This window comes from Streptomyces sp. NPDC050147 (genome assembly GCF_040660195.1).
GTDB lineage: Bacteria > Actinomycetota > Actinomycetes > Streptomycetales > Streptomycetaceae > Streptomyces.
In genome coordinates this window covers 267,944-289,613 of sequence record NZ_JBFALJ010000008.1, presented here as the reverse complement: position 1 = coordinate 289,613, position 21,670 = coordinate 267,944, and the positions used below count along the sequence as shown (strand labels likewise).

General features: G+C 70.9%; 16 protein-coding genes. 12 read left to right on the top strand and 4 right to left on the bottom strand.

The genetic code is table 11. The features are described 5' to 3' along the window. Position 1 precedes the first annotated feature (1 nt). The gene (locus tag AB0I94_RS15775) at positions 2-730 is read left to right on the top strand and encodes a class III extradiol dioxygenase subunit B-like domain-containing protein (protein WP_363310123.1); all 729 of its coding nucleotides are present in this window, start codon (positions 2-4) and stop codon (positions 728-730) included. A gap of 284 nt (positions 731-1,014) precedes the next feature. Here AB0I94_RS15775 and AB0I94_RS15770 read toward each other — a convergent pair whose 3' ends face one another. Continuing rightward, positions 1,015-1,302 (bottom strand): antitoxin, encoded by a 288-nt coding sequence (locus AB0I94_RS15770; RefSeq protein WP_363310122.1) that lies wholly within the window; start codon positions 1,300-1,302, stop codon positions 1,015-1,017. A gap of 25 nt (positions 1,303-1,327) precedes the next feature. Continuing rightward, positions 1,328-1,693, bottom strand: a complete 366-nt coding sequence (locus AB0I94_RS15765; protein WP_363310121.1) for a hypothetical protein — start codon at positions 1,691-1,693, stop codon at positions 1,328-1,330. A 182-nt stretch (positions 1,694-1,875) separates the two neighbouring features. Here AB0I94_RS15765 and miaA point away from each other — a divergent pair, with 182 nt between their 5' ends. The 6 genes from miaA (at position 1,876) to hflX (ending at position 9,884) form a co-directional block, all read left to right on the top strand. Next, on the top strand, positions 1,876-2,814 hold the full coding sequence (gene miaA, locus AB0I94_RS15760) for a tRNA (adenosine(37)-N6)-dimethylallyltransferase MiaA (protein ID WP_363310120.1): 939 nt from the start codon (positions 1,876-1,878) through the stop codon (positions 2,812-2,814). Between the two features lie 101 nt (positions 2,815-2,915). After that, on the top strand, positions 2,916-3,377 hold the full coding sequence (locus tag AB0I94_RS15755) for a hypothetical protein (protein WP_363310119.1): 462 nt from the start codon (positions 2,916-2,918) through the stop codon (positions 3,375-3,377). Between the two features lie 75 nt (positions 3,378-3,452). Beyond that, the gene (gene dapF, locus AB0I94_RS15750; protein WP_363310118.1) at positions 3,453-4,331 is read left to right on the top strand and encodes a diaminopimelate epimerase; all 879 of its coding nucleotides are present in this window, start codon (positions 3,453-3,455) and stop codon (positions 4,329-4,331) included. A 142-nt stretch (positions 4,332-4,473) separates the two neighbouring features. Then, positions 4,474-6,615, top strand: a complete 2,142-nt coding sequence (locus AB0I94_RS15745; protein WP_363310117.1) for an HD domain-containing protein — start codon at positions 4,474-4,476, stop codon at positions 6,613-6,615. 111 nt (positions 6,616-6,726) lie between these two features. Then, a complete protein-coding gene (locus tag AB0I94_RS15740; RefSeq protein ID WP_363310116.1) occupies positions 6,727-8,214 on the top strand; it encodes a M1 family metallopeptidase in 1,488 nt (495 codons plus the stop codon). Between the two features lie 170 nt (positions 8,215-8,384). Continuing rightward, positions 8,385-9,884 carry a GTPase HflX gene (hflX, locus tag AB0I94_RS15735; RefSeq protein WP_363310115.1) on the top strand — a complete coding sequence of 500 codons (1,500 nt, stop codon included), beginning with the start codon at positions 8,385-8,387 and terminating at the stop codon, positions 9,882-9,884. A gap of 130 nt (positions 9,885-10,014) precedes the next feature. On the opposite strand, the gene AB0I94_RS15730 is transcribed toward hflX, so the two are convergent. Further along, positions 10,015-11,235: a hypothetical protein gene (locus tag AB0I94_RS15730; RefSeq protein WP_363310114.1), complete on the bottom strand. Its 1,221-nt coding sequence runs from the start codon at positions 11,233-11,235 to the stop codon at positions 10,015-10,017. Between the two features lie 185 nt (positions 11,236-11,420). Further along, positions 11,421-12,656 (bottom strand): hypothetical protein, encoded by a 1,236-nt coding sequence (locus AB0I94_RS15725; protein ID WP_363310113.1) that lies wholly within the window; start codon positions 12,654-12,656, stop codon positions 11,421-11,423. A 384-nt stretch (positions 12,657-13,040) separates the two neighbouring features. On the opposite strand from AB0I94_RS15725, the gene AB0I94_RS15720 reads away from it, so the two are divergent. From AB0I94_RS15720 to AB0I94_RS15700, 5 genes are all read left to right on the top strand, one after another. Next, positions 13,041-14,495 (top strand): diaminobutyrate--2-oxoglutarate transaminase family protein, encoded by a 1,455-nt coding sequence (locus AB0I94_RS15720; protein WP_363310150.1) that lies wholly within the window; start codon positions 13,041-13,043, stop codon positions 14,493-14,495. A gap of 227 nt (positions 14,496-14,722) precedes the next feature. Next, entirely contained in the window at positions 14,723-16,582 is a 1,860-nt protein-coding gene (locus AB0I94_RS15715) for an IucA/IucC family protein (protein ID WP_363310149.1), read from the top strand. A gap of 36 nt (positions 16,583-16,618) precedes the next feature. Beyond that, the gene (locus AB0I94_RS15710; RefSeq protein ID WP_363310112.1) at positions 16,619-17,446 is read left to right on the top strand and encodes a GNAT family N-acetyltransferase; all 828 of its coding nucleotides are present in this window, start codon (positions 16,619-16,621) and stop codon (positions 17,444-17,446) included. 64 nt (positions 17,447-17,510) lie between these two features. Further along, on the top strand, positions 17,511-19,478 hold the full coding sequence (locus AB0I94_RS15705) for an IucA/IucC family siderophore biosynthesis protein (RefSeq protein ID WP_363310111.1): 1,968 nt from the start codon (positions 17,511-17,513) through the stop codon (positions 19,476-19,478). A gap of 40 nt (positions 19,479-19,518) precedes the next feature. Then, on the top strand, positions 19,519-21,579 hold the full coding sequence (locus tag AB0I94_RS15700; RefSeq protein WP_363310110.1) for an ATP-dependent DNA helicase: 2,061 nt from the start codon (positions 19,519-19,521) through the stop codon (positions 21,577-21,579). Positions 21,580-21,670 lie beyond the last annotated feature (91 nt).

Genomic DNA, 21,670 nt, shown 5'->3' with positions numbered 1-21,670 from the left:
CATGCTTGTCGCCGCAGCTGTCTGCCCCTGCCCGCCCCTGCTCGTCCCCCAGGTCGCCGCGGGCGCCGCTCCCGAACTGGACGCCGCGCGCGCCGCGTGCACGGACGCCATCGGGGTGCTCGCCGCCTCCCGCGCCGACCGGCTCGTCGTGGTCGGCCCCGCCGGGGAGAGCGGGCGTGGCCCGCATCCGCAGGGCGCACGCGGGTCCTTCCGGGGCTTCGGCGTGGACCTGGACGTATGCCTTGGCCGGACCGACGGTACGGGCGCCCGGGACGATGCGGCGCAGCGCGAACTTCCGCCCTCGCTCGCCGTCGCCGCCTGGCTTCTGGAGCGTACGGAGTGGTCGGCGGCCCCGCTGGAAGGGCTCGGGGTGGGGGAACCTCTGGCGGCCGAGCGGTGTGTTCACGTCGGAGGGGAGATCGCGGCGCGGGCCGACCGGGTGGCCCTGCTGGTGATGGGCGACGCCAGCGCGTGCCGCTCGTTGAAGGCGCCCGGGTATCTCGACGAGCGGGCGGCCGGGTTCGACGCCGAGGCCGCCCGTGCGCTGGGTGCGGCGGACATCGAGGCGCTCAAGGCGCTGGACGCGGAGCTGGCGCGCGAACTGATGGTGGCGGGCCGGGCGCCGTGGCAAGTGCTCGCGGGGGCGGCCGAGGGCGCGGGCCTGAGCGGCGAGCTGCTCTACGAGGACGCTCCGTACGGCGTCGGGTACCTGGTGGCCGCCTGGTCGTAGCGGCCTGAGAGGTCCGGAGCGGCCTTGGAGGTCCATAGCGGCCTGAGGCCTGCGGGGTCCCACGCAGCGTGACAGGACCGAGCGGTCTGACGGGCGCGAACGCGCCTCAGGGGCCTTCCCTGCACGTGGCCGACGCTGCCCGACGCACGGCGACGGCCGCGGAGCTGGTGGCGCTCCACGGCCGTCCGCCGGAGTCGTTCAGCGGGTGACCCGGCAGGCGTACTCAGCCGGCGCTCCGGCGCTGTGACGCGTCCGGTGGGCCGACGAGTGACGCAGCCGGTGGTTCAGGAAGCCGGAGGGGGCGGAGGAGGCATTGGGGGCGTGGGGCCGCCGCCCGGGTCTTTGCCCTTGGCACCCTCGTCGGGCGTTCCGGCAAGGCGGTCCACGGCGTCCTTCGCCTTGCCTGTGCCTGTCTGGATCTTGTCGCTGTACTTGCCCTTGGTCTTGTCGTCGACCATCTTCGCGGCCTTGTCGAGACCTTGGTCGATCTTGTCTCCGTGCTGCTGCGCGAGGCCCGCGACCTTGACCTTCGCCGGTGCGAGCTTGTCCTTCAGGTTCTGCAGGAAGCCCATCGGTCACCTTCCCTCGCCGGGGGAGTCACTTGCGGGCGCCTTCGTCGGCCTCGTCGTTGTCGGCGGCCTTCTCGGCGGACTGCTGCTTCGGGATGTCCACGTTCTCCCCGGCGGCCGCTTCGGTGTCGTCCGGCGTGCTCTCGGTCTCGGCCTCGGCCTCGGTGTCCGCCTTCGCCTCGGCCTTCTCCTCGGTCTTCGCCTTGGCTTCGGTCGATGCCTCGGTCTCGCCCCCGGCGGTGGCCTCGGCCTTGGCCTCTCCCTTGTCGGTCTCGGGCTCGGTGGCCTGCCCGGCGGCTTCCGCCTCGGCCGGGAGGGTGGCCGCAGCCGCCCCGCCTGTGGACGCCTCTTCCGTGTCCTTGGACTTCCTACGGAACCTTGAAAAAACGCCCATATCTACTCCATACGGTACTCGTGTGGGCGAAATCCCGCGCCGCCCGGTGCGCCCTGTTGCGCCACCCGGGTCGCCGATCCTCGAAACCGGCGGCCGGAACCTCGCAACAGGCAACGACCCCGGAGGTGTGGCGTCACGTAGCTCGTTCGGGAAGTCGCCGCGGGGTTTGCGAGACTGGGGCGGTGAGTAGAGCAGCTCCCGCACCGCGGGTCATCGCCGTCGTCGGGCCGACTGCGGCAGGAAAGTCCGATCTGGGCGTTTTTCTGGCGCAGCGTCTCGGCGGCGAAGTCGTCAACGCCGACTCCATGCAGCTCTACAGAGGGATGGATATCGGGACCGCCAAGCTGACGCTCGAAGAGCGCGACGGCGTGCCGCACCACCTCCTCGACATCTGGGACGTCACGGAGGCCGCGAGCGTCGCCGAGTACCAGAAGCTGGCGCGAGCCGAGATCGACCGCCTCCTTGCCGACGGACGCTGGCCGATCCTGGTCGGCGGCTCCGGGCTCTACGTCAGGGGAGCCATCGACCACCTGGAGTTCCCCGGCACCGACCCCGAGGTCCGGGCCCGCCTGGAGGAGGAGCTCGCACTCCGGGGCTCCGGGGCTCTCCATGCCCGCCTCGCCGCCGCCGATCCCGGAGCCGGCCAGGCCATCCTCCCCAGCAACGGCCGCCGGATCGTCCGTGCCCTTGAGGTCATCGAGATCACCGGCAAGCCCTTCACCGCGAACCTTCCTGGCCACGACTCCGTCTACGACACCGTGCAGATCGGCGTCGACGTCGGCCGCCCGGAGCTCGACGAGCGCATCACCACGCGCGTGGACCGCATGTGGGACGCGGGCCTCGTCGACGAGGTGCGCGCCCTGGAGGCCGCGGGGCTCCGCGCGGGGCGTACGGCGTCGCGCGCGCTCGGGTACCAGCAGGTGCTCGCGGCGCTCGCGGGGGAGTGCACCGACGACGAGGCGCGCGCGGAGACCGTGCGCGCGACCAAGCGCTTCGCGCGCCGTCAGGACTCGTGGTTCCGCCGCGATCCCCGGGTGCACTGGCTCAGTGGTGCCATGACCGACCGAGGGGAACTCCCAGGACGGGCAATGGCGTTGGTCGAACGAGCGGTCACAGCCTGATCACGTGATGGCATCGGGACGCTCCGGCGGTCATCCCGGCCCCTGGCGCCGTGCCATCATCGACCATCGATCGACCAGTGGAGTCCGAAGTGGGAGGGCGGATGGCGATGGAGGCCGGCCCTCGTGACACCGCGCACAACGGCGGCGAGCTGACCCCGGACGGACCCGACGAGGCGCCGGGCGGCGTGACCGACGACGGACCCGTCGCGGACGCGATGGCCGCGGCGGAGGTCGAGGTCGAACTGCGCCCGCAGCGCCGTCTGCGCATCTGGCAGCTCGCGCCGATCGTCATCCTCGCCGCCGCCGGATCGCTGATGTTCGCCTTCCCGCTGGCCTTCGAGTTCGGGGACGGCGGCGCCGTAGTCGCCATGCTCGGACTCCTGATCAGCAGCTGCGCCGCGGGCTGGGGCATGATGGCCGCCCGCCGCGTGGGACACACCTGGCCGGGGCTGCCGGAACGCGGTTCGGGACGCCGCCCGGACTGGCGGATCGTCTCCGCGTACGCCCTGGTCTTCCTCGCCGTCGCCGTCCTCGCCGTGTGGCGGGTCGCACGCCTTCGCTGACGACGTCGTGCGAGGTCGGAGCCGTGACGGGCACCTTGACGACCGACTGTCCTCGCCACCCCGTACGATCGAGGAATGAGCACGCGGATCGCCTTCCTCAAGGGGCACGGGACCGAGAACGACTTCGTGATCATCCCGGACCCCGACAACGCCGTCACGCTGTCCCCGGCCGCTGTCGCCGCCCTGTGCGACCGCCGTGCGGGCATCGGGGGCGACGGTCTGCTGCACGTCGTGCGTTCCGCGGCGCACCCCGAGGCGCGCCACCTGGCGGCCGAGGCCGAGTGGTTCATGGACTACCGCAACGGCGACGGTTCGACCGCCGAGATGTGCGGCAACGGCGTACGCGTCTTCGCCCGCTATCTGCAGCGCGCCGGACTGGTGGGCGAGGGCGATCTGGCCATCGCGACCCGGGGCGGCGTGAAGAGCGTGCACATCGCCAAGGCCGCGGCCGGCGGCGATGTCACCGTCGGCATGGGCAAGGCCTCCTTCCCCGAAGGGGAGGTCACCGTCTCCGTGGCCGACCAGCACTGGCCCGCGCGCAACGTGAACATGGGCAACCCGCACGCGGTCGCCTTCGTGGACGACCTGGCCCACGCGGGCAACCTGTACGACGCGCCACCGTTCAGCCCCGCTTCGGCCTACCCGGAGGGCGTGAACGTCGAGTTCGTCGTCGACCGCGGCCCGCGCCACGTCGCCATGCGGGTGCACGAGCGCGGTGCCGGCGAGACCCGCTCGTGCGGCACGGGCGCGTGCGCCGTCGCCGTCGCGGCGGCACGCAGGGACGGGGCTGACCCCGTGACGACCGGTTCGCCGGTCACGTACACCGTCGATCTGCCCGGTGGAAGCCTGGTGATCACCGAGCGGCCCGACGGCGAGATCGAGATGACGGGCCCCGCGGTGATCGTCGCCGAAGGCGAGATCGACGCGGAATGGCTCGAAACTGTAAACCCGTGAACTGTCGCTCGAATGGGTGATCCGTTTCACGCTCGGCGAGAGGCGGTCAGCGGCGCGTGATGGGCTCGGTAGCATCAAGCACCGGCCCGGACGGAGCACGCCGTCGTCCGCTCACCGCCGGTCGGAGTAGCCGGAGGTGCCCATGAGTGCGGAGGCTTCCAACCCCGCGATGTCTGGCCCCGTGACGCCCGGAGCCCAGCGCAGGCGCGGTCGCCCGCGGCTTGACCTGCGCAGGCTCGGCCGGGCGGCCCTGCTGGGACCCGCCACGCGGGACCGCTTGCCGGACGCGATCGGCCATGTGGCGGAAGCCCACCGCGCCCACTACCCGGACGCGGACCTGGAGCCCCTGCGGCGTGCGTGGGTGCTCGCCGAGTCCTCCCACCGCGGCCAGATGCGCAAGAGCGGTGAGCCGTACATCACACATCCGCTCGCGGTGACCCTGATCCTCGCCCAACTGGGCGCGGAGACCACGACCCTGACCGCCTCCCTGCTGCACGACACCGTCGAGGACACCGATGTGACACTCGATCAGGTGCGCACGGAATTCGGCGACGACGTCTGCTATCTGGTCGACGGCGTCACAAAGCTGGAGAAGGTCGACTACGGGGCGGCCGCCGAGCCCGAGACCTTCCGCAAGATGCTCGTGGCCACCGGCAACGACGTACGCGTCATGTCGATCAAGCTGGCCGACCGCCTGCACAACATGCGCACGCTCGGTGTCATGCGCCCCGAGAAACAGGCGCGGATCGCCAAAGTGACGCGGGACGTGCTCATTCCGCTCGCCGAACGCCTCGGAGTGCAGGCGCTCAAGACCGAGCTGGAGGACCTCGTGTTCGCGATCCTCCACCCGGAGGAGTACGCCAAGGTCGAAGAGCTCATCGCGGCCAACGCGGCCGACGGCGGCGACCCGCTGGAAGGGACGGCGGACGACGTCCGGGGGGTGCTGCGCGACGCGGGCATCGCGGCCGAAGTCCTCATCCGGCCACGCCACTACGTGTCGGTCCACCGGGTGCACCGCAAACGCGGCGAGATGCGCGCGGCCGACTTCGGACGGCTCCTGGTCCTGGTGAACGAGGACGCGGACTGTTACGGCGTCCTCGGCGAGCTCCACACGTGCTTCACGCCGGTGGTCTCGGAGTTCAAGGACTTCATCGCCGTGCCGAAGTTCAACCTCTACCAATCGCTGCACACGGCCGTGGCCCGCCCGGACGGAGAGGTGGCCGAAGTCCTCATCCGTACGCACCAGATGCACAAGGTCGCCGAGGCCGGAGTCGTCGCGCTGCGCAATCCGTACGCTCCTCCTTCGGAGGAGCAGTCCGACGCCCCTTCCGAGGACGCCGTCGAGGGCGAGCGCGCCGACCCGACCCGGCCCGGCTGGCTCTCTCGCCTGCTCGCCTGGCAGGAAGCGGCCCCCGACACGGACACGTTCTGGTCCACGCTCCGAGAAGACCTCGCCCAGGACCGGGAGATCGCCGTCTTCCGCCCCGACGGCGGCACCCTCGGACTGCCCGCGGGCGCGAGCTGCGTGGACGCCGCCTACGCCCAGTACGGCGAGGACGCCCACGCCTGCATCGGGGCACGCGTCAACGGACGCCTCGCGACGCTGAGCACGGTCCTGCGGGACGGCGACACGGTCCAGCTGCTCATGGGGCAGGACGCGGCGTCCGGGCCCTCCCGCGAGTGGCTCGACCACGCACGCACCCCCGGAGCGCGGATCGCCATCCGGCGCTGGCTCACGACCCACCCCACGCCCGCCTCGGCGCCCGCGGCCCCGGAGAAGGCGGCCCCCGCCCCCCTGCCGCAGGCCGCAGACTTCCCGCGCCCCGCGGCGGCGAACGCCGTGGTGGACAGGGAAGGCGCGAGCGTGCGCCTGGCGGGCTGCTGTACACCCGTGCCGCCCGACGAGGTGACCGCCTTCGCCGTGCGCGGCGGTGCCGTCGCCGTGCACCGCGTCGAGTGCCCCGCCGTAGCCCGCATGAAGGAGGTGGGGCGAGCCGAGGTCGGGGTGCGCTGGGGAGACAGCGCGGAGTGCCGGGTCACGCTGATCGCCGAGTCGTTCGGGCGGGCGCATCTGATGGCCGACCTCACGGAAGCCATCGCGACGGAGGGCGTGGAGATCATGTCGGCGACCGTCGAGCCGCCGAGCCAGCAGCGCGTGCGCCACACGTACACGCTGCAACTGCCGGACGCCGCCCACCTTCCGGGACTGATGCGCGCGATGCGCGCGGTGCCCGGCGTGTATGACGTCAGCCGCGCCCAGCACCCGGCGGCGGCCACTTCGTAGGTGTCGGACCCCGGGCGTCGGCGTCGCTTCAGCCGCCTACTGGCGACTCGTTCGAGTGGCTTGGCGCGCGTCGACACCGGTGCGGGAGGTTGGCGCTGATAGCGGTAGTTCATGCTGCTCACCCCCCGGGTCAAGGCCTCACGGCCGAGGACTCTCCGCATCGCGTCCGCGCTCCTGGCCGCGGCCACCTCCGCCACCCTTCTCGCCGCGAGCGCACCGCCACCGGTCAAACCGCTCGGCATCGGCGACCGCCTCTTCCCGCACCTGGGCAACCCCGGGTACGACGTCACGGCGTACGACATCGCCTTCACCTACCGCGGCGACAACAAGAAGCCCCTCGACGCCGTGACGGTGATCGACGCCCGTGTGACCGACCCGCTGGAGCGGGTCAACCTCGACTTCGCCCACGGCAAGGTCCGCTCGGTCGACGTCAACGGCGCCCGTGCCCGCTTCGAGACCACCGGCGAGGACCTGGTCGTCACGCCCTCGCGGCCGCTGAGCCAGGGCGAGCGGATGCGGATCACGGTCCGGCACACCAGTGACCCCAGGCCCACGAAGGGCCAGGACGGCGGCTGGGTGCCCACCGCCGACGGGCTCGCCATGGCCAATCAGGCCGACGCCGGGCACCGCGTGTTCCCGTGCAACGACCACCCAGCCGACAAGGCACAGTTCACGTTCCGGGTGACCACCCCGAAGGAGCTCACCGCCGTCACCAACGGCCTGCCCGTCGCCACGGCACACCGGGGGCCCACCACGACGCGGGTCTTCCGCACCCACCACCCCATGGCGACGGAACTGGCGCAGGTGTCCATCGGCCGATCCACCGTGGTCCACCGCTCCGGGCCGCACGGCCTCCCCGTACGCGATGTCGTGCCCACCAAGGACCGCAAGGCGATGGAGCGCTGGCTGAAGAAGACGCCGGACCAGATCCGCTGGATGGAGGAGAAGGTCGGCCGCTACCCCTTCGAGGCGTACGGAGTGCTGATGGCGCAGGCACGCACCGGCTTCGAACTCGAGACGCAGACCCTCTCCCTCTTCGAGAGCGACCTGTTCAAGCGGCCAGAGTTCCCCGAGTGGTACGTGGACTCGATCATGGTGCACGAGCTGGCGCACCAGTGGTTCGGCGACAGTGTGAGCCCGCGTTCCTGGTCCGACCTCTGGCTCAACGAAGGGCATGCGACCTGGTACGAGGCCCTCTTCGCCGAGGAGAAGTCGAAGAAGCCCCTCCAGAAGCGGATGCGTGAGGCCTACCGGCAGTCGGACAGCTGGCGTGCCGCGGGCGGACCCCCGGCCGCGCCGAAGGGCCCCGCGCCGGGCCAGAAGATCAGCATCTTCCGGCCGGTGGTGTACGACGGCAGCGCACTGGTGCTCTACGCACTGCGGCAGGAGATCGGGCAGGACGACTTCGACCGCCTGGAGCGCGACTTCGTACGCACCTACCGGGACGGGAACGCGACGACCGCGGACTTCGTGCGGCTTGCCTCCTCGACCGCGGGCCGCGACCTGAGCGGCTTCTTCGACGCCTGGCTGTACGGCGCGAAGACGCCGCCGATGCCGGGCCACCCGGAGTGGCGTAAGGCGGCTCCCGGCGGGAAATAACCCGGGTGACGAGACGGGCCGTTCCGTGCAACCATCTTCAGGTCGGCGCCGCTGCGGGCCCGGGAAAACCCCTCGGGGTGATCTCAGGGCAGGCACCGGCCGGCCCGGGGAATCTCGGGGCGGCCCCGAGCGTTGACCCCTATGAAGAATCCCATCGACGTAAGGATCCAATGACCTCCTCTTCTTCCCCTTCCCAGGACGCGCAGAGCCTCGCGCAGAACTACCCCGAAGGTCTTCGGGCCGATGCCCTGATGGAAGAGGACGTCGCCTGGAGCCACGAGATCGACGGAGACCGGGACGGCGAGCAGTTCGACCGCTCCGAGCGCGCGGCCCTGCGCCGCGTCGTCGGCCTCTCCACCGAGCTCGAGGACGTCACCGAAGTCGAGTACCGACAGCTCCGTCTGGAGCGCGTGGTGCTCGTCGGCGTGTGGACCTCGGGGACGGTGCAGGACGCGGAGAACTCGGTCGCCGAGCTGGCCGCACTCGCCGAGACGGCGGGCGCGCTCGTGCTCGACGGCGTCATCCAGCGCCGCGACAAGCCCGACCCGGCCACGTACATCGGATCCGGCAAGGCCATGGAGCTGCGCGACATCGTCCTCGAGACCGGGGCCGACACCGTCGTCTGTGACGGCGAGCTCAGCCCTGGCCAGCTGATCCACCTCGAAGACGTCGTCAAGGTGAAGGTGGTCGACAGGACCGCCCTGATCCTCGACATCTTCGCCCAGCACGCCAAGTCCCGAGAGGGCAAGGCGCAGGTCGCCCTCGCGCAGATGCAGTACATGCTCCCGCGCCTTCGCGGCTGGGGTCAGTCCCTCTCCCGTCAGATGGGCGGCGCCGGATCCGGCGGTGGCGGCGGCATGGCGACGCGTGGTCCCGGTGAGACCAAGATCGAGACGGACCGTCGTCGGATCCGCGAGAAGATGGCGAAGATGCGCCGGGAGATCGCGGACATGAAGACGGGCCGCGAGATCAAGCGCCAGGAGCGCAAGCGCAACAAGGTGCCTTCGGTCGCGATCGCCGGTTACACGAACGCGGGCAAGTCCTCCCTGCTCAACCGCCTCACGGGCGCGGGTGTCCTGGTGGAGAACTCCCTGTTCGCCACCCTCGACCCGACCGTGCGCCGGGCCGAGACGCCGAGCGGCCGGATCTACACCCTGGCCGACACCGTCGGGTTCGTACGGCATCTGCCGCACCACCTCGTCGAGGCGTTCCGTTCCACGATGGAGGAGGTCGGCGAGTCCGACCTGATCCTGCACGTGGTGGACGGTTCGCACCCGGTGCCGGAGGAGCAGCTGGCCGCCGTGCGCGAAGTGATCCGCGATGTGGGCGCCACCAACGTGCCCGAGATCGTGATCGTCAACAAGGCGGACGCGGCCGATCCGCTGGTCCTCCAGCGGCTGCTGCGCAACGAGAAGCACGCGATCGCGGTCTCCGCGCGCACGGGCGCGGGCATCGAAGAGCTGCTCGCGCTGATCGACGCCGAACTGCCCCGGCCCGAGGTCGAGATCGAGGCCCTCGTGCCGTACACGCAGGGTCAGCTCATCTCGCGGGCGCATGCCGAGGGCGAGGTGCTCTCCGAGGAGCACACCGCCGATGGCACGCTGCTCAAGGCGAGGGTGCACGAGGAACTGGCGGCGGACCTCACGCCGTACGTGCCGGTCGCAGGCTGAACGCAGGCCTCGACAGGCGCTGTGCACGCAGTACACATGACGAAGGCCCGCCCCCTCTCGTAGGGGGCGGGCCTTCGCCGTGTCAGGCGCGAGGCGCGGCGGTCACCGCCGTGCAACTACTGCCTACTGGCTACTTGGAGCCGTACTTCTCGCTCATCATGTCGTAGACCTGCTCGGCGCCCTTGCCGAGCTGCGGTCCGGCCAGCCAGGTGTTCTCGGCCGGGCCGATCGAGGTGTTCGAGACCAGCTGCGTCTTGCCGCCCACCGTGCGGAACCAGCCGCCACCGGACGAACCACCGGTCATGGTGCAGCCGATGCGGTACATCGTCGGCTGGGTGGAGGCCAGCGAGAGGCGACCCGGCTTGTCGATGCACTTGTGCATGATCTGGCCGTTGTACGGGGGAGCGGCGGGGTAGCCCCAGGCGCCCATCGAGCTCACGCTCTGCGCCGACGGAACCGAGAAGTCGACCGCGAGTGCGTTGCCGACCGTCTCCTCCAGGGACTTGGAGCCCTGCTCCGGCTTCACGTGCATCACGGCGTAGTCGTACGGCGCGCCGGCACCACCCGAAGTGGCGCCCTGGTCGATCCACTCGGCGGAGGTCGAGACCCAGTCGGCCCAGTACTGGCCGTAGGGGGCGACTTCCTGCGGGGCCGCGTTGCTCAGCTCGGCCTCGGACTTGCCGAGGTCGTTGTAGGCCGGCACGAAGGTGATGTTGCGGTACCAGCCACCGGCGGAACCGGCGTGCACGCAGTGGCCCGCGGTCCACACGAGGTTGGACTTGCCCGGGTTCCGCGGGTCCTTCACGACCGTGCCGGAGCAGACCATCGAGCCCTCGGGTGCGTCGAAGAAGATCTTGCCGACCGGGGCGGCGTTCTGGTGGTACGGCGTCTTCTCGCGCTTGGCCTGGACCGGCGACGGCTCGGGGTCGGTCGCGCCCTGGTCCGAGGGTGCGTCCTTCGCGGCGATCGTCTTGTTCGGGTCCTTGGCCTTCTTCATCCGCTCGGGCTTCCAGAGGCCCTCGATGACCGGGTTGACGAAGTCCTTGGACTCGCGCAGCCAGTCGTCCTTGTCCCAGTTCTTCCAGGCCCCGTCCTTCCACTTGTCCGGGTCGATGCCGTGGTCCTTCAGCTTGTCGGCGATGTCGCCGGGCAGCTTGGCATCGGAGCCCGTGTCGGTGTCGGAACCCTTGTCGGCGCCCTGCGAGGTGCCGGAACCAGCCTTGTCGCCAGCCTTGTTGTCGCTGGAACCGCAGGCCGTGGCGGTGAGCGCCAGAGTCGCGGCGAGCCCGGTGGCGGCGAGTGCGAGACGTCGCCCGCGACTGCGCGCGAAGGGCGCACGAGAGGAACGCATGCTGTGGTAACCCCCGAATTGAACGCGTGATTGCTGCAATTGCCATGTACTTGTCATGTGTGGGCGCGGGTGCTCCGGGAGCACCCCGCCGACGCAACACCTCACTATGCCTGTGCGATTGAGGACGAATGACGGCGGGGTCGTGAAGGTTTGCGGCGACCCCGCCGTCGTACCTCAAGCGGCCACTACTTGGTCGCGAACTTCTCGCTCACCGCGCCGTAGATGCCCTTGGCCTCCTTGCCGAGCCGCGGACCTGCCAGCCAGCCGGCCGTCACCGGGCCGATGGAGGTGTTGGACACCAGGGCGGGCTTGCCGTCCGATCCCTTGGCCACCCAGCCGCCGCCGGACGAACCGCCGGTCATCGTGCAGCCGATGCGGTACATCGTCGGGTCGGGCTTGCTGATCGAGAGCCGGCCCGGCTTGTCGGCGCACTGGAACGCCTTCTGGCCGTCGAACGGCGAAGCCGCCGGGTAGCCGGTCGCCGTCATGTCGGCGATCTGCGCCACGGGCGGGGCGTTGAAGTCCACCGGGAGCGCCGAACCGACCTGCTCCTCGAGCGACTGGCCCTCGCTGCCCTTCTCCGGCGTCACGTGGATGACCGCGTAGTCGTACGGCGCGCCCGTGCCGCCCGTCGGGCCGCCCTTCTCGATCCACTGGTCGGAGGTCTGTGCCCAGTCACCCCACCAGACGCCGTGCGGAGCCACCTCTTCCTTGGGGGCGTTCTGCAGTTCGGCGGCCGACTTGCCGCTGTTGTTGTACGAGGGCACGAAGGCGATGTTGCGGTACCAGCCGCCCTTGGCGCCGGCGTGCACGCAGTGGCCGGCGGTCCACACCATGTTGGACTTGCCCGGGTGCGCCGGGTCCTCGACGACGGTGGCCGAGCAGACCATCGAGCCCTCGGGGCCGTCGAAGAACAGCTTGCCCGAGGCAGGAGCGCTGGCGTCGTACGGCGTCTTGAGGGCCGCCGCTTCCACCGGCTCGGGCGTCGGGTCGGTCACGCCCTGGTCGCCGGAGATGTCGTTGTCGTCGACACCGCGGTCGGGGTTCTTGTCCGCGTCCCGCATACGGTCCGAGTCCCACAGACCTTCGATGATCGGGTTGACGTAGTCGCCGGCCTCGCGGAGCCAGTCGTCCTTGTCCCAGTTCTTCCAGGCCCCGTCCCGCCACTTGTCCAGGTCGATGCCGTGCTCCTTGAGCCGGTCCTGGATGTCGTCGGGGATCTGCACCTTGCCGTCGTCGTTTCCGTCGCCGGCGGGCTGGGAGGCGGCCGGATCGTCGCCCGCGTTGTCCTCGCTCGGACCACAGGCCGTCGCGGTCAGGACGAGCGCCGCGCCGATGGCGACAGCGGCCGCCACAGGGGAGGTTCTGCCGCGCGCGCTCTTGCCACGACGAGCGATATTGAGCGGGCGTATGGGTCGCATAGAGAGATTCCCCCTGGCTTCGAGATCGTTCACATGCCGGACACCCGCGTGCTGCGGCACGGGCGTCGAGCACCGTGCTCACGGGGCGCAGCGCCCTCTGCCGCGGATGAACGGCACCCCACACTATGCCGGTGCCGTAGGGGACAGCCGACGGAACGGCAACGGTTCCGTCACGGCAAGGATCTTCCGATTGCCCGTGTTCCCCCGCAGTCCCCGTCGTTGGTACGTACGGGGGACTGGCGGTCTGCGTTCATCTCCCCTGCCAACTCGTAGGCGCGCTCGCCCAGATCGAGTGGGGAGCGCCCATTCCCAGCGGGAGGACCAACAGTCGTGGCCGTGACCGAGCCGGCGCCCGCGGCGGTTTCCGCGGGGCACTCCGCTTCCGTGGGGCACTCCGCAGCACACGAGGGGATCCTGCGACGCCAGGCGGCGCGCGAGTCGGCCGCGCGCACCTATGCGCGCGCCCTGCCGATCGTGCCGGTGCGCGCACGCGGCCTGACGATCGAGGGCGCCGACGGGCAGCGCTACCTCGACTGTCTCTCGGGCGCGGGGACCCTGGCCCTCGGGCACAACCATCCGGTCGTGCTCGAGGCGATCAGAAAGGTCCTCGACTCGGGGGCACCGCTCCACGTCCTCGACCTGGCCACGCCGGTCAAGGACGCCTTCACCACCGAGCTGTTCCACACGCTGCCCCGCGAACTCGCCGACCGGGCGCGGATCCAGTTCTGCGGACCCGCCGGCACGGACGCGGTGGAGGCCGCGCTGAAACTCGTGCGGACGGCGACCGGGCGCGAGGGCATGCTCGCGTTCACCGGCGCCTATCACGGGATGACGGCAGGGGCGCTCTCGGTATCCGGCGGCGCACCGGACGTACGCGTCGCGCGCCTGCCCTACCCGCAGGACTACCGCTGTCCGTTCGGCATCGGCGGTGCGGACGGCGCCGAACTCGCGGCCCGCTGGACCGAGAACCTCCTCGACGACACCAAGTCGGGCGTGCCCCGTCCGGCCGGGATGATCCTCGAACCGGTGCAGGGCGAGGGCGGTGTGATCCCCGCCCCCGACGGCTGGCTGCGCCGGATGCGCGAGATCACCGCCGCACGCGCCATTCCGCTCATCGCGGACGAAGTCCAGACCGGCGTAGGGCGCACCGGCACCTTCTGGGCCGTCGAGCACAGCGGTGTGGTCCCGGACGTGATGGTGCTGTCCAAGGCCATCGGCGGCAGCCTGCCGCTGGCCGTCGTGATCTACCGCGACGACCTCGACGTCTGGCAGCCCGGGGCCCACGCGGGCACCTTCCGCGGCAACCAGCTCGCCATGGCGGCGGGCGCGGCCACCCTCGCGTACGTCCGTGAGAACCGCCTCGCGGAACGCGCGGGAGTCCTGGGCACCCGCATGCTCGCCCAGTTGCGGTCGCTCGCCACCGACCACCCCTGTATCGGCGAGGTACGGGGCAGAGGCCTGATGATCGGTGTCGAACTCGTGGACCCGGCGGCTCCGCCCGGAGCGGCCCCGGCAGCATCCGGGGACGTGATCCCGGTCGCGTCCGGGGGAGCGATCCCGGAGGCTTCCAGCCCAGTGGACCCGGTCGCCGCGCGTAGCGCAGGCACCCCGGGCGGAGCTTTGACCCGCGCCCCACGACCGCTTCCCCCCGCGCCCGAACTCGCCGCGGCGGTGCAACGCGAATGCCTTCGCCGCGGCCTCATCGTAGAGCTGGGCGGACGGCACTCCAGCGTCGTACGCCTCCTTCCTCCCCTCACCATCACGGACGAGCAGGCGGCCGCGATCCTCGACCGCCTCTCCGACGCGATCTCCGCGGCGGCGCGTCCGCACCACGGATAGCCATGCCGGACCCGGGCCGCCCCGCGGACGGCCAAGAGACATCAGCACAGCTCCAGCCCGTCGCCCCGGAGCCCGAACGACTTCACAAGGAAGCTCTCTTGAACGCCACCCCCGCATCCGACGGTCCACCCCACCCCCACGTGCCAGGCGTGTGCGGCACGCAATCCTCGCTGGTGGCGGAGCCCGGTACGGTCCCCAGGCAGCAGGGAGGCCGGCAGACCGAGCAACTGCGAGGCGCGACCGCCGACCTCCTGGAGCACCCCGATCCACACACCGCCGCGCAAGTGGCGGCCATCGAGAACCTCCTGCGCTGCTGGGTACGCGAGAACGACTTCCCCGCCCCCGAACACGGCGACCTGCGTATCCCGCTCGAGGCCAGCGGCACCGCCCTCCTCGTCCCCGTGTACTACTGGTCGGCCACCGGCTGGCACCGCTTCGGCCTCCCCTATCTGGAGGACGGCCCCCAGAGCGCGCCCCCGGCCGACGCCGTCACCGTCGCCGCCCTGCTGGGCCGTGAGACCGGCCAACAGGGCGGAGCCCTCGACCCGGGCAGTGAGCCCGGCGGCACTGACTCCGGCAGTGACGACAATTCCGGCAGCGACGACAACCCCGGTAGCCCCGGCGAGCACGTCGAAGGAGGGGATCTCGTCGGTCGTGTCGCCGACTCGGTGCGGCGCACCGCCACCTTCATCGCCGACCGCCGGAACAACCCCGGCGACGAGCCCGACCTCTTCCTCGCCGCCGAACAGTCCCTGCTCCTCGGCCACCCCCTGCACCCCACCCCGAAGAGCCGAGAAGGGCTCTCCGAGACCGAATCCCGGCTCTACTCACCGGAGTTGCGCGGCGCCTTCGCCCTGCACTGGCTCGCCGTCGACCCCTCCGTGCTCGCCGCGGACTCGGCCTGGACCGAGCGTGGCCGCACCCTCCCGGCCGAGCGGCTCACCGCCCGCCTCGCAGGCCCGGACCTGCCGCTGCCGCAAGGCCACGCCGCCCTGCCCCTGCACCCGTGGCAGATGCGTGAGCTCAGGCACCGCCCCACGACCGCCGCTCTCCTGGAAGCCGGCCTCCTCCAGGACCTCGGCCCCCACGGCGCACCGTGGTACCCGACCTCCTCCGTGCGCACCCTCTACCGCTCGGGTGCCCCGGCCATGCTGAAGCTCTCGCTCGGCCTGCGCATCACCAACTCCCGTCGAGAGAATCTCCGCAAGGAACTCCACCGAGGCGTCGAGGTCCACCGCCTGCTGCGCAGTGGCCTCGCCGAGCAGTGGCAGGCGGCGCACCCGGGGTTCGACGTGATCCGCGACCCGGCCTGGCTCGCCGTGACCGGCCCCGACGGCGCGCCCGTGACCGGGCTCGACGTGATGATCCGGCACAACCCCTTCGGTCCGGGCGACGACGCCACCTGCGTCGCGGGACTCGTCTCGCCCAGGCCGTCACCGCACTCCACGGGACATGACCGCCCCTCGATGCGCTCCCGGCTCGGCGAGATCGTCACGCGCCTCGCCGGACGGACGGGCCGCCCCCGGGGAGCTGTTGCCACGGAGTGGTTCCTGCGCTACCTGCAACACGTCGTACGCCCCGTGCTCTGGCTGGACAGCGAGGCAGGCGTCGCCCTGGAGGCCCACCAGCAGAACACCCTCCTGCTGCTCGACTCCGACGGCTGGCCCGTGGGTGGCCGCTACCGCGACAACCAGGGCTATTACTTCCGCGAGTCCCGCCGCGCCGAACTCGACCAAAGGCTCCCCGGCATCGGCGAGCACAGCGACACCTTCGTGTCCGACGAGGTGGCGGACGAGCGCTTCGCCTACTACCTCGGCATCAACAACGTCCTCGGCCTCATCGGCGCCCTGGGCGCCCAACGCCTGGCAGACGAGCGGCTGTTGCTCGCGGCGTTCCGCCGCTTCCTCGGCGACATCGCCTCAGGCCCGGCCTCGCTGCGTACGCCCTTGCCCACCCTGCTGCTCGACTCACCCGTGCTGCGGTGCAAGGCCAACCTGCTGACCCGCCTCCGTGGTCTCGACGAGCTGGTGGGCCCGGTCGACACCCAATCCGTCTACGTCTCCATCGCCAACCCCCTCCATTCCTGAGGGACATGACCACCCTCTTCTGAGAGGAGCGACGCCGTGCCTCCGCCTCCCCCCGATGCGAGCACCGACGCCGGGACCGAGCCCGTCGCCCAAGAACCCGCCACCGAGTCCTGTGCCGCCGACAGGGCAGACGTCCAGGACACCCTGGACCTGCGCCTTCCGGACGAACTCAGCGCGCTGTTCGGTGTGAGCGGCGCGACGGAAGCGCCGGGTGCGTACGCCGGGCACATCGGAACCGACGCGCGCACGGCGGTCCGTGCCCCGGTCGCCCCGGCATCCGCCTCGTCAGCCGACGACCTGCTCGACAACGTCATCGACTGGGGCCCCGCGACCACCTCAGCCGGTGTCTTCCAGCTCGTCCCGGTGCGTATCGAACGCGACCTCCCCCTCATCAGCCGGTGGATGAACGACCCCGCCGTGGCGGCGTTCTGGGAGCTGGCCGGCCCCGATGCCGTCACGGAGGCGCATCTGCGCGACCAGATCGGCGGTGACGGACGCAGCGTCCCCTGCCTCGGTGTCCTGGACGGCACGCCGATGAGTTACTGGGAGGTCTACCGTGCGGACCTCGACGCCCTGGCCAGGCACTATCCCGCCCGCCCGCACGACACCGGTCTTCACCTCCTCATCGGCGGTGTCGCCGACCGAGGCCGAGGACTCGGCACCTCTCTTCTGAGGGCCGTCGCCGACCTCGTGCTCGACCACCGCGCCTCCTGCGCACGCGTCATCGCAGAACCCGATTTGCGCAACACCCCTTCCGTCTCGGCATTCCTGAGCGCCGGCTTCCGCTTTGCCGCCGAGGTGGATCTCCCCGACAAGCGCGCGGCGCTCATGGTCCGTGACCGGGCCCTGCGCGCAGTGCTCTGACCGCTCACCGCTCACTTCCAGTACACCGCTCGACCTGATCCGGTTGCCTCCCTGAGGAGTCCCCGTGCCGAATCCGTCCGTCCCCCCGACACCCCGAGAGCCGTCCGCTCTCTACGACCCGCCCGAACTGACCGCGGACCGGTGGGCGAATGCCGGACGCCGCCTCCTCGCCAAAATGGTCGGTGAGTTCGCCTACGAGGAGATCATCGCGCCGGTCCCGACCGGACCAGGCGAGCCCGCCCCCGCCGGACCTGACGACCCGGCCTCCGCCGCTCCGTGCGACATGGCCGGCTACACCCTCCGGCTCGACGGTGACGACGGCGGCCACGGCGATCACCACGACGCTCATCACGACGGCGGCGGCAGCGCCGCAGGCGAGCACACCGAAGCCTCGCGCCTGACCGCACCCCGTCTTCTCTTCCGAGCCCGCCGCGGCTCGTACGGCAGTTGGCACGTCGACCCGGCCAGCCTCGCCCTGGCCGAGGGCGAGGGAGCGCCGTCCCCCTTCAGCGACCCCCTCCGCTTCCTCACCCGGGCCCGCCGCACCCTGGGCATCGACGGTGCCACCCTCGGCCACCTCATCCGCGAGCTGACCGTCACGCTCACCGCCGACGCCCGGCTCGATCACACGGCCCTCACCGCGGCGCAGCTCGCCGACCTCGGCTACGCCGAACTCGAAGGGCATCAGACCGGCCACCCCTGGCTCGTCCTGAACAAGGGCCGCATCGGCTTCTCCGCCAGTGACGCCGCCCGCTGGGCGCCCGAGGCCCGCCGCACCGCCCAGCTCCCGTGGATCGCGGTCCGCACCGACCTCGCCGCCTACCGAGGCGTCGCCGGCGTCGATGTGGCGGAGAAGCTCTACACCCGCGAACTCGCCACCGCCACAAGGGAGTCCTTCGCAGACATACTCAGGGCACGCGGTCTCGACCCGCACGCCTATCTCTACCTGCCGGTACATCCGTGGCAGTGGGACGACGTCGTGCTGCCCCTCTTCGCCCCTTCCGTCGCCGAGGGGGCGATCGTGCCCCTCCCCACCGACGGCGATCAGCGGCTGCCCCAGCAGTCCATTCGTACGTTCCTGAATCTGTCCCGCCCTGACCGGCACACCGTCAAGCTGCCGCTGTCGGTACTCAACACCCTGGTGTGGCGAGGACTCCCGACCGAGCGCACCCTCGCCGCCCCGGCCGTCACCGCGTGGATGCACGCCCTGCGCGACGCCGACCCCTTCCTGCGCGACGAATGCCGGGTGATCCTGCTCGGCGAGGTCGCCTCGGTGACCGTCGAGCACCCGTTGTACGACGGCCTTCCCGAGGTCCCCTACCAGTACAAGGAACTACTCGGTGCGATCTGGCGCGAACCCGTCAACCGGTACCTCGCTCCCGACGAGCGCGCCCGCACGCTCGCGTGCTTGCTGCACACCGATCCGCACGGCAAGGCCTTCGTCGCCGAGCTGGTCGAGCGCTCCGGCCTCGCACCCGAGGTCTGGCTGCGCCGGCTCTTCGGCGCCCTGCTGCCTCCGCTGCTGCAGTTCCTCTACCGGTACGGCACGGTGTTCTCCCCTCACGGAGAGAACGCCATCGTCGTCTTCGACGACAGGGACGTACCCGTCCGGCTCGCGGTGAAGGACTTCGTCGACGACATCAACGTCAGCGCCGAGGCCCTTCCCGAGCACGCGTCGATGCCGGACGACGTCCGTGACGTACTGCTCACCGAGCGCCCCGACTTCCTCACGCAGTTCATCCATTCAGGGCTCTTCGTGGGTGTCTTCCGCTATCTCGCCCCGCTCTGCCAGGAGCAGCTGGGCATCCCGGAAAACACCTTCTGGTCTCTCGTCCGCGCCGAGATCCTCCGCCATCAGGGGCGAGCCCCCCAGCTCAAGGAGCGGTACGAGATGTTCGACCTGCTCACCCCGCGCATCGAGCGGTTGTGCCTGAACCGCAACCGGCTCCACCTCGACGGGTACCGGGACCGCCCCGAACGGCCACACGCCGCCGTGCACGGGAGCGTCCCGAACCCCCTGCATCAGCCTTGATCGAGGGAATGTCAGTGGAGACCCGTAGGGTGGTCGCGCTATGACAAAGCCCTCCCTTCCCGAGCTCCTGCACGCCGCTGTCACCGCCGTCGGCGGCACAGAGCGCCCTGGCCAGGTGACGATGGCCGAGACCGTCGCCGAGGCGATCGACGACGGTTCCCACCTGCTGATCCAGGCCGGCACCGGCACGGGCAAGTCCCTCGGCTACCTGGTGCCGGCGCTCGCGCACGGTGAGCGCGTGGTGGTCGCGACGGCCACCCTCGCGCTGCAGCGCCAGCTCGTGGAGCGTGATCTGCCGCGGACGGTGGACGCCTTGCATCCGCTGCTGCGCCGCCGACCCCAGTTCGCCATGCTCAAGGGGCGCTCGAACTACCTGTGCCTGCACCGCCTCCACGAAGGAGTGCCGCAGGAAGAGGAGGAGGGTCCGGGCCTCTTCGACCAGTTCGAGGCCGCCGCCCCCACCAGCAGGCTCGGCCAGGACCTGCTGCGGATGCGCGACTGGGCGGACGAGACCGAGACCGGCGACCGGGACGACCTGACTCCCGGAGTCTCCGACCGTGCCTGGTCCCAGGTCTCGGTCTCCTCCAGAGAGTGCCTGGGCGCGTCGAAGTGCGCGTACGGAGCGGAATGCTTCGCCGAGGCGGCGCGGGAGCGGGCCAAGCTCGCCGACGTGGTCGTCACCAACCACGCGCTCCTCGCGATCGACGCCATCGAGGGTGCCCCCGTCCTTCCCCAGCACGAAGTGCTGATCGTGGACGAGGCCCACGAGCTGGTCTCCCGAGTGACCGGTGTCGCCACGGGTGAGCTCACCCCGGGCCAGGTCAACCGCGCCGTGCGCCGATCCGCGAAGCTCGTCAACGAAAAGGTGGCCGATCAGCTCCAGACCGCGTCCGAGGGCTTCGAACGGGTGATGGAGCTGGCCCTCCCCGGCCGCCTGGAGGAGGTCCCGGAGGACCTCGGGTACGCGCTGATGTCCCTGCGTGACGCCGCCCGCGCGGTCATCTCGGCACTCGGCTCCACCCGCGACAAGTCGGTGCAGGACGAGGACGCCGTACGCAAGCAGGCGCTCGCGTCCGTCGAGTCGATCCACGCGGTGGCGGAGCGCATCACGAACGGCTCCGAGTGGGACGTCGTCTGGTACGAACGGCACGACCGCTTCGGAGCCTCGCTGCGAGTGGCACCCATGTCCGTGTCGGGCCTGCTCCGCGAGAAGCTTTTCAGCGACCGCTCCGTCGTTCTCACGTCCGCCACTCTCAAGCTGGGCGGCGACTTCAACGGCGTGGGCGCATCCCTGGGGCTCGCCCCCGAGGGCGTCGAGTCCGAGGACGCCCCGGCCTGGAAGGGCCTCGACGTGGGCTCACCCTTCGACTACCGCAAGCAAGGAATTCTGTACGTCGCCCAGCACCTGGCCCGGCCGGGCCGCGAAGGCACGCGCAGCGACATGATCGACGAGCTGGCCGAACTGATCGAGGCGGCAGGCGGCCGTACGCTCGGCCTGTTCTCCTCCATGCGCGCCGCTCAGAACGCCGCCGAGGAGCTTCGGGGCCGCCTCGACATGCCTATCCTGCTGCAGGGCGAGGAGACGCTGGGCGAGCTGATCAAGAACTTCGCGGCGGACACACGGACCTGCCTGTTCGGGACGCTTTCCCTGTGGCAGGGCGTCGACGTGCCGGGTGCCAGCTGTCAGCTGGTGGTCATGGACAAGATCCCCTTCCCGCGCCCCGACGACCCGCTGATGAGCGCTCGCCAGAAGGCGGTGGACGACGGCGGGGGCAACGGCTTCATGGCCATCGCCGCGACGCACGCGGCGCTCCTGATGGCGCAGGGCGCGGGCCGTCTTGTGCGGGCCTCCGCGGACCGCGGAGTGGTGGCCGTCCTGGACCCCCGGCTCGCCACCGCGCGCTACGGCAGCTATCTGAGGGCTTCGCTCCCTGATTTCTGGTACACGACGGACCGCAATCAGGCCCGCCGCTCCTTGGCCGCGATCGACGCGGCAGCCAAGGCGGACCCCAGGCCCAACCCCCAGCCTGATCCCAAGGCCAATCCTCGGACGGCCGACGAAGACGAGGCCGCCGAAGCCGTTGAGGCTGCCGGGGCCTGAACGATGCGGACTCCGGGCCCCTGCTGAGACGTCCGCGGACGCAGCAGGGCCCCGGAACCGGCGCAGTTGGTTCCGGGGCCCGGTCAGGGGC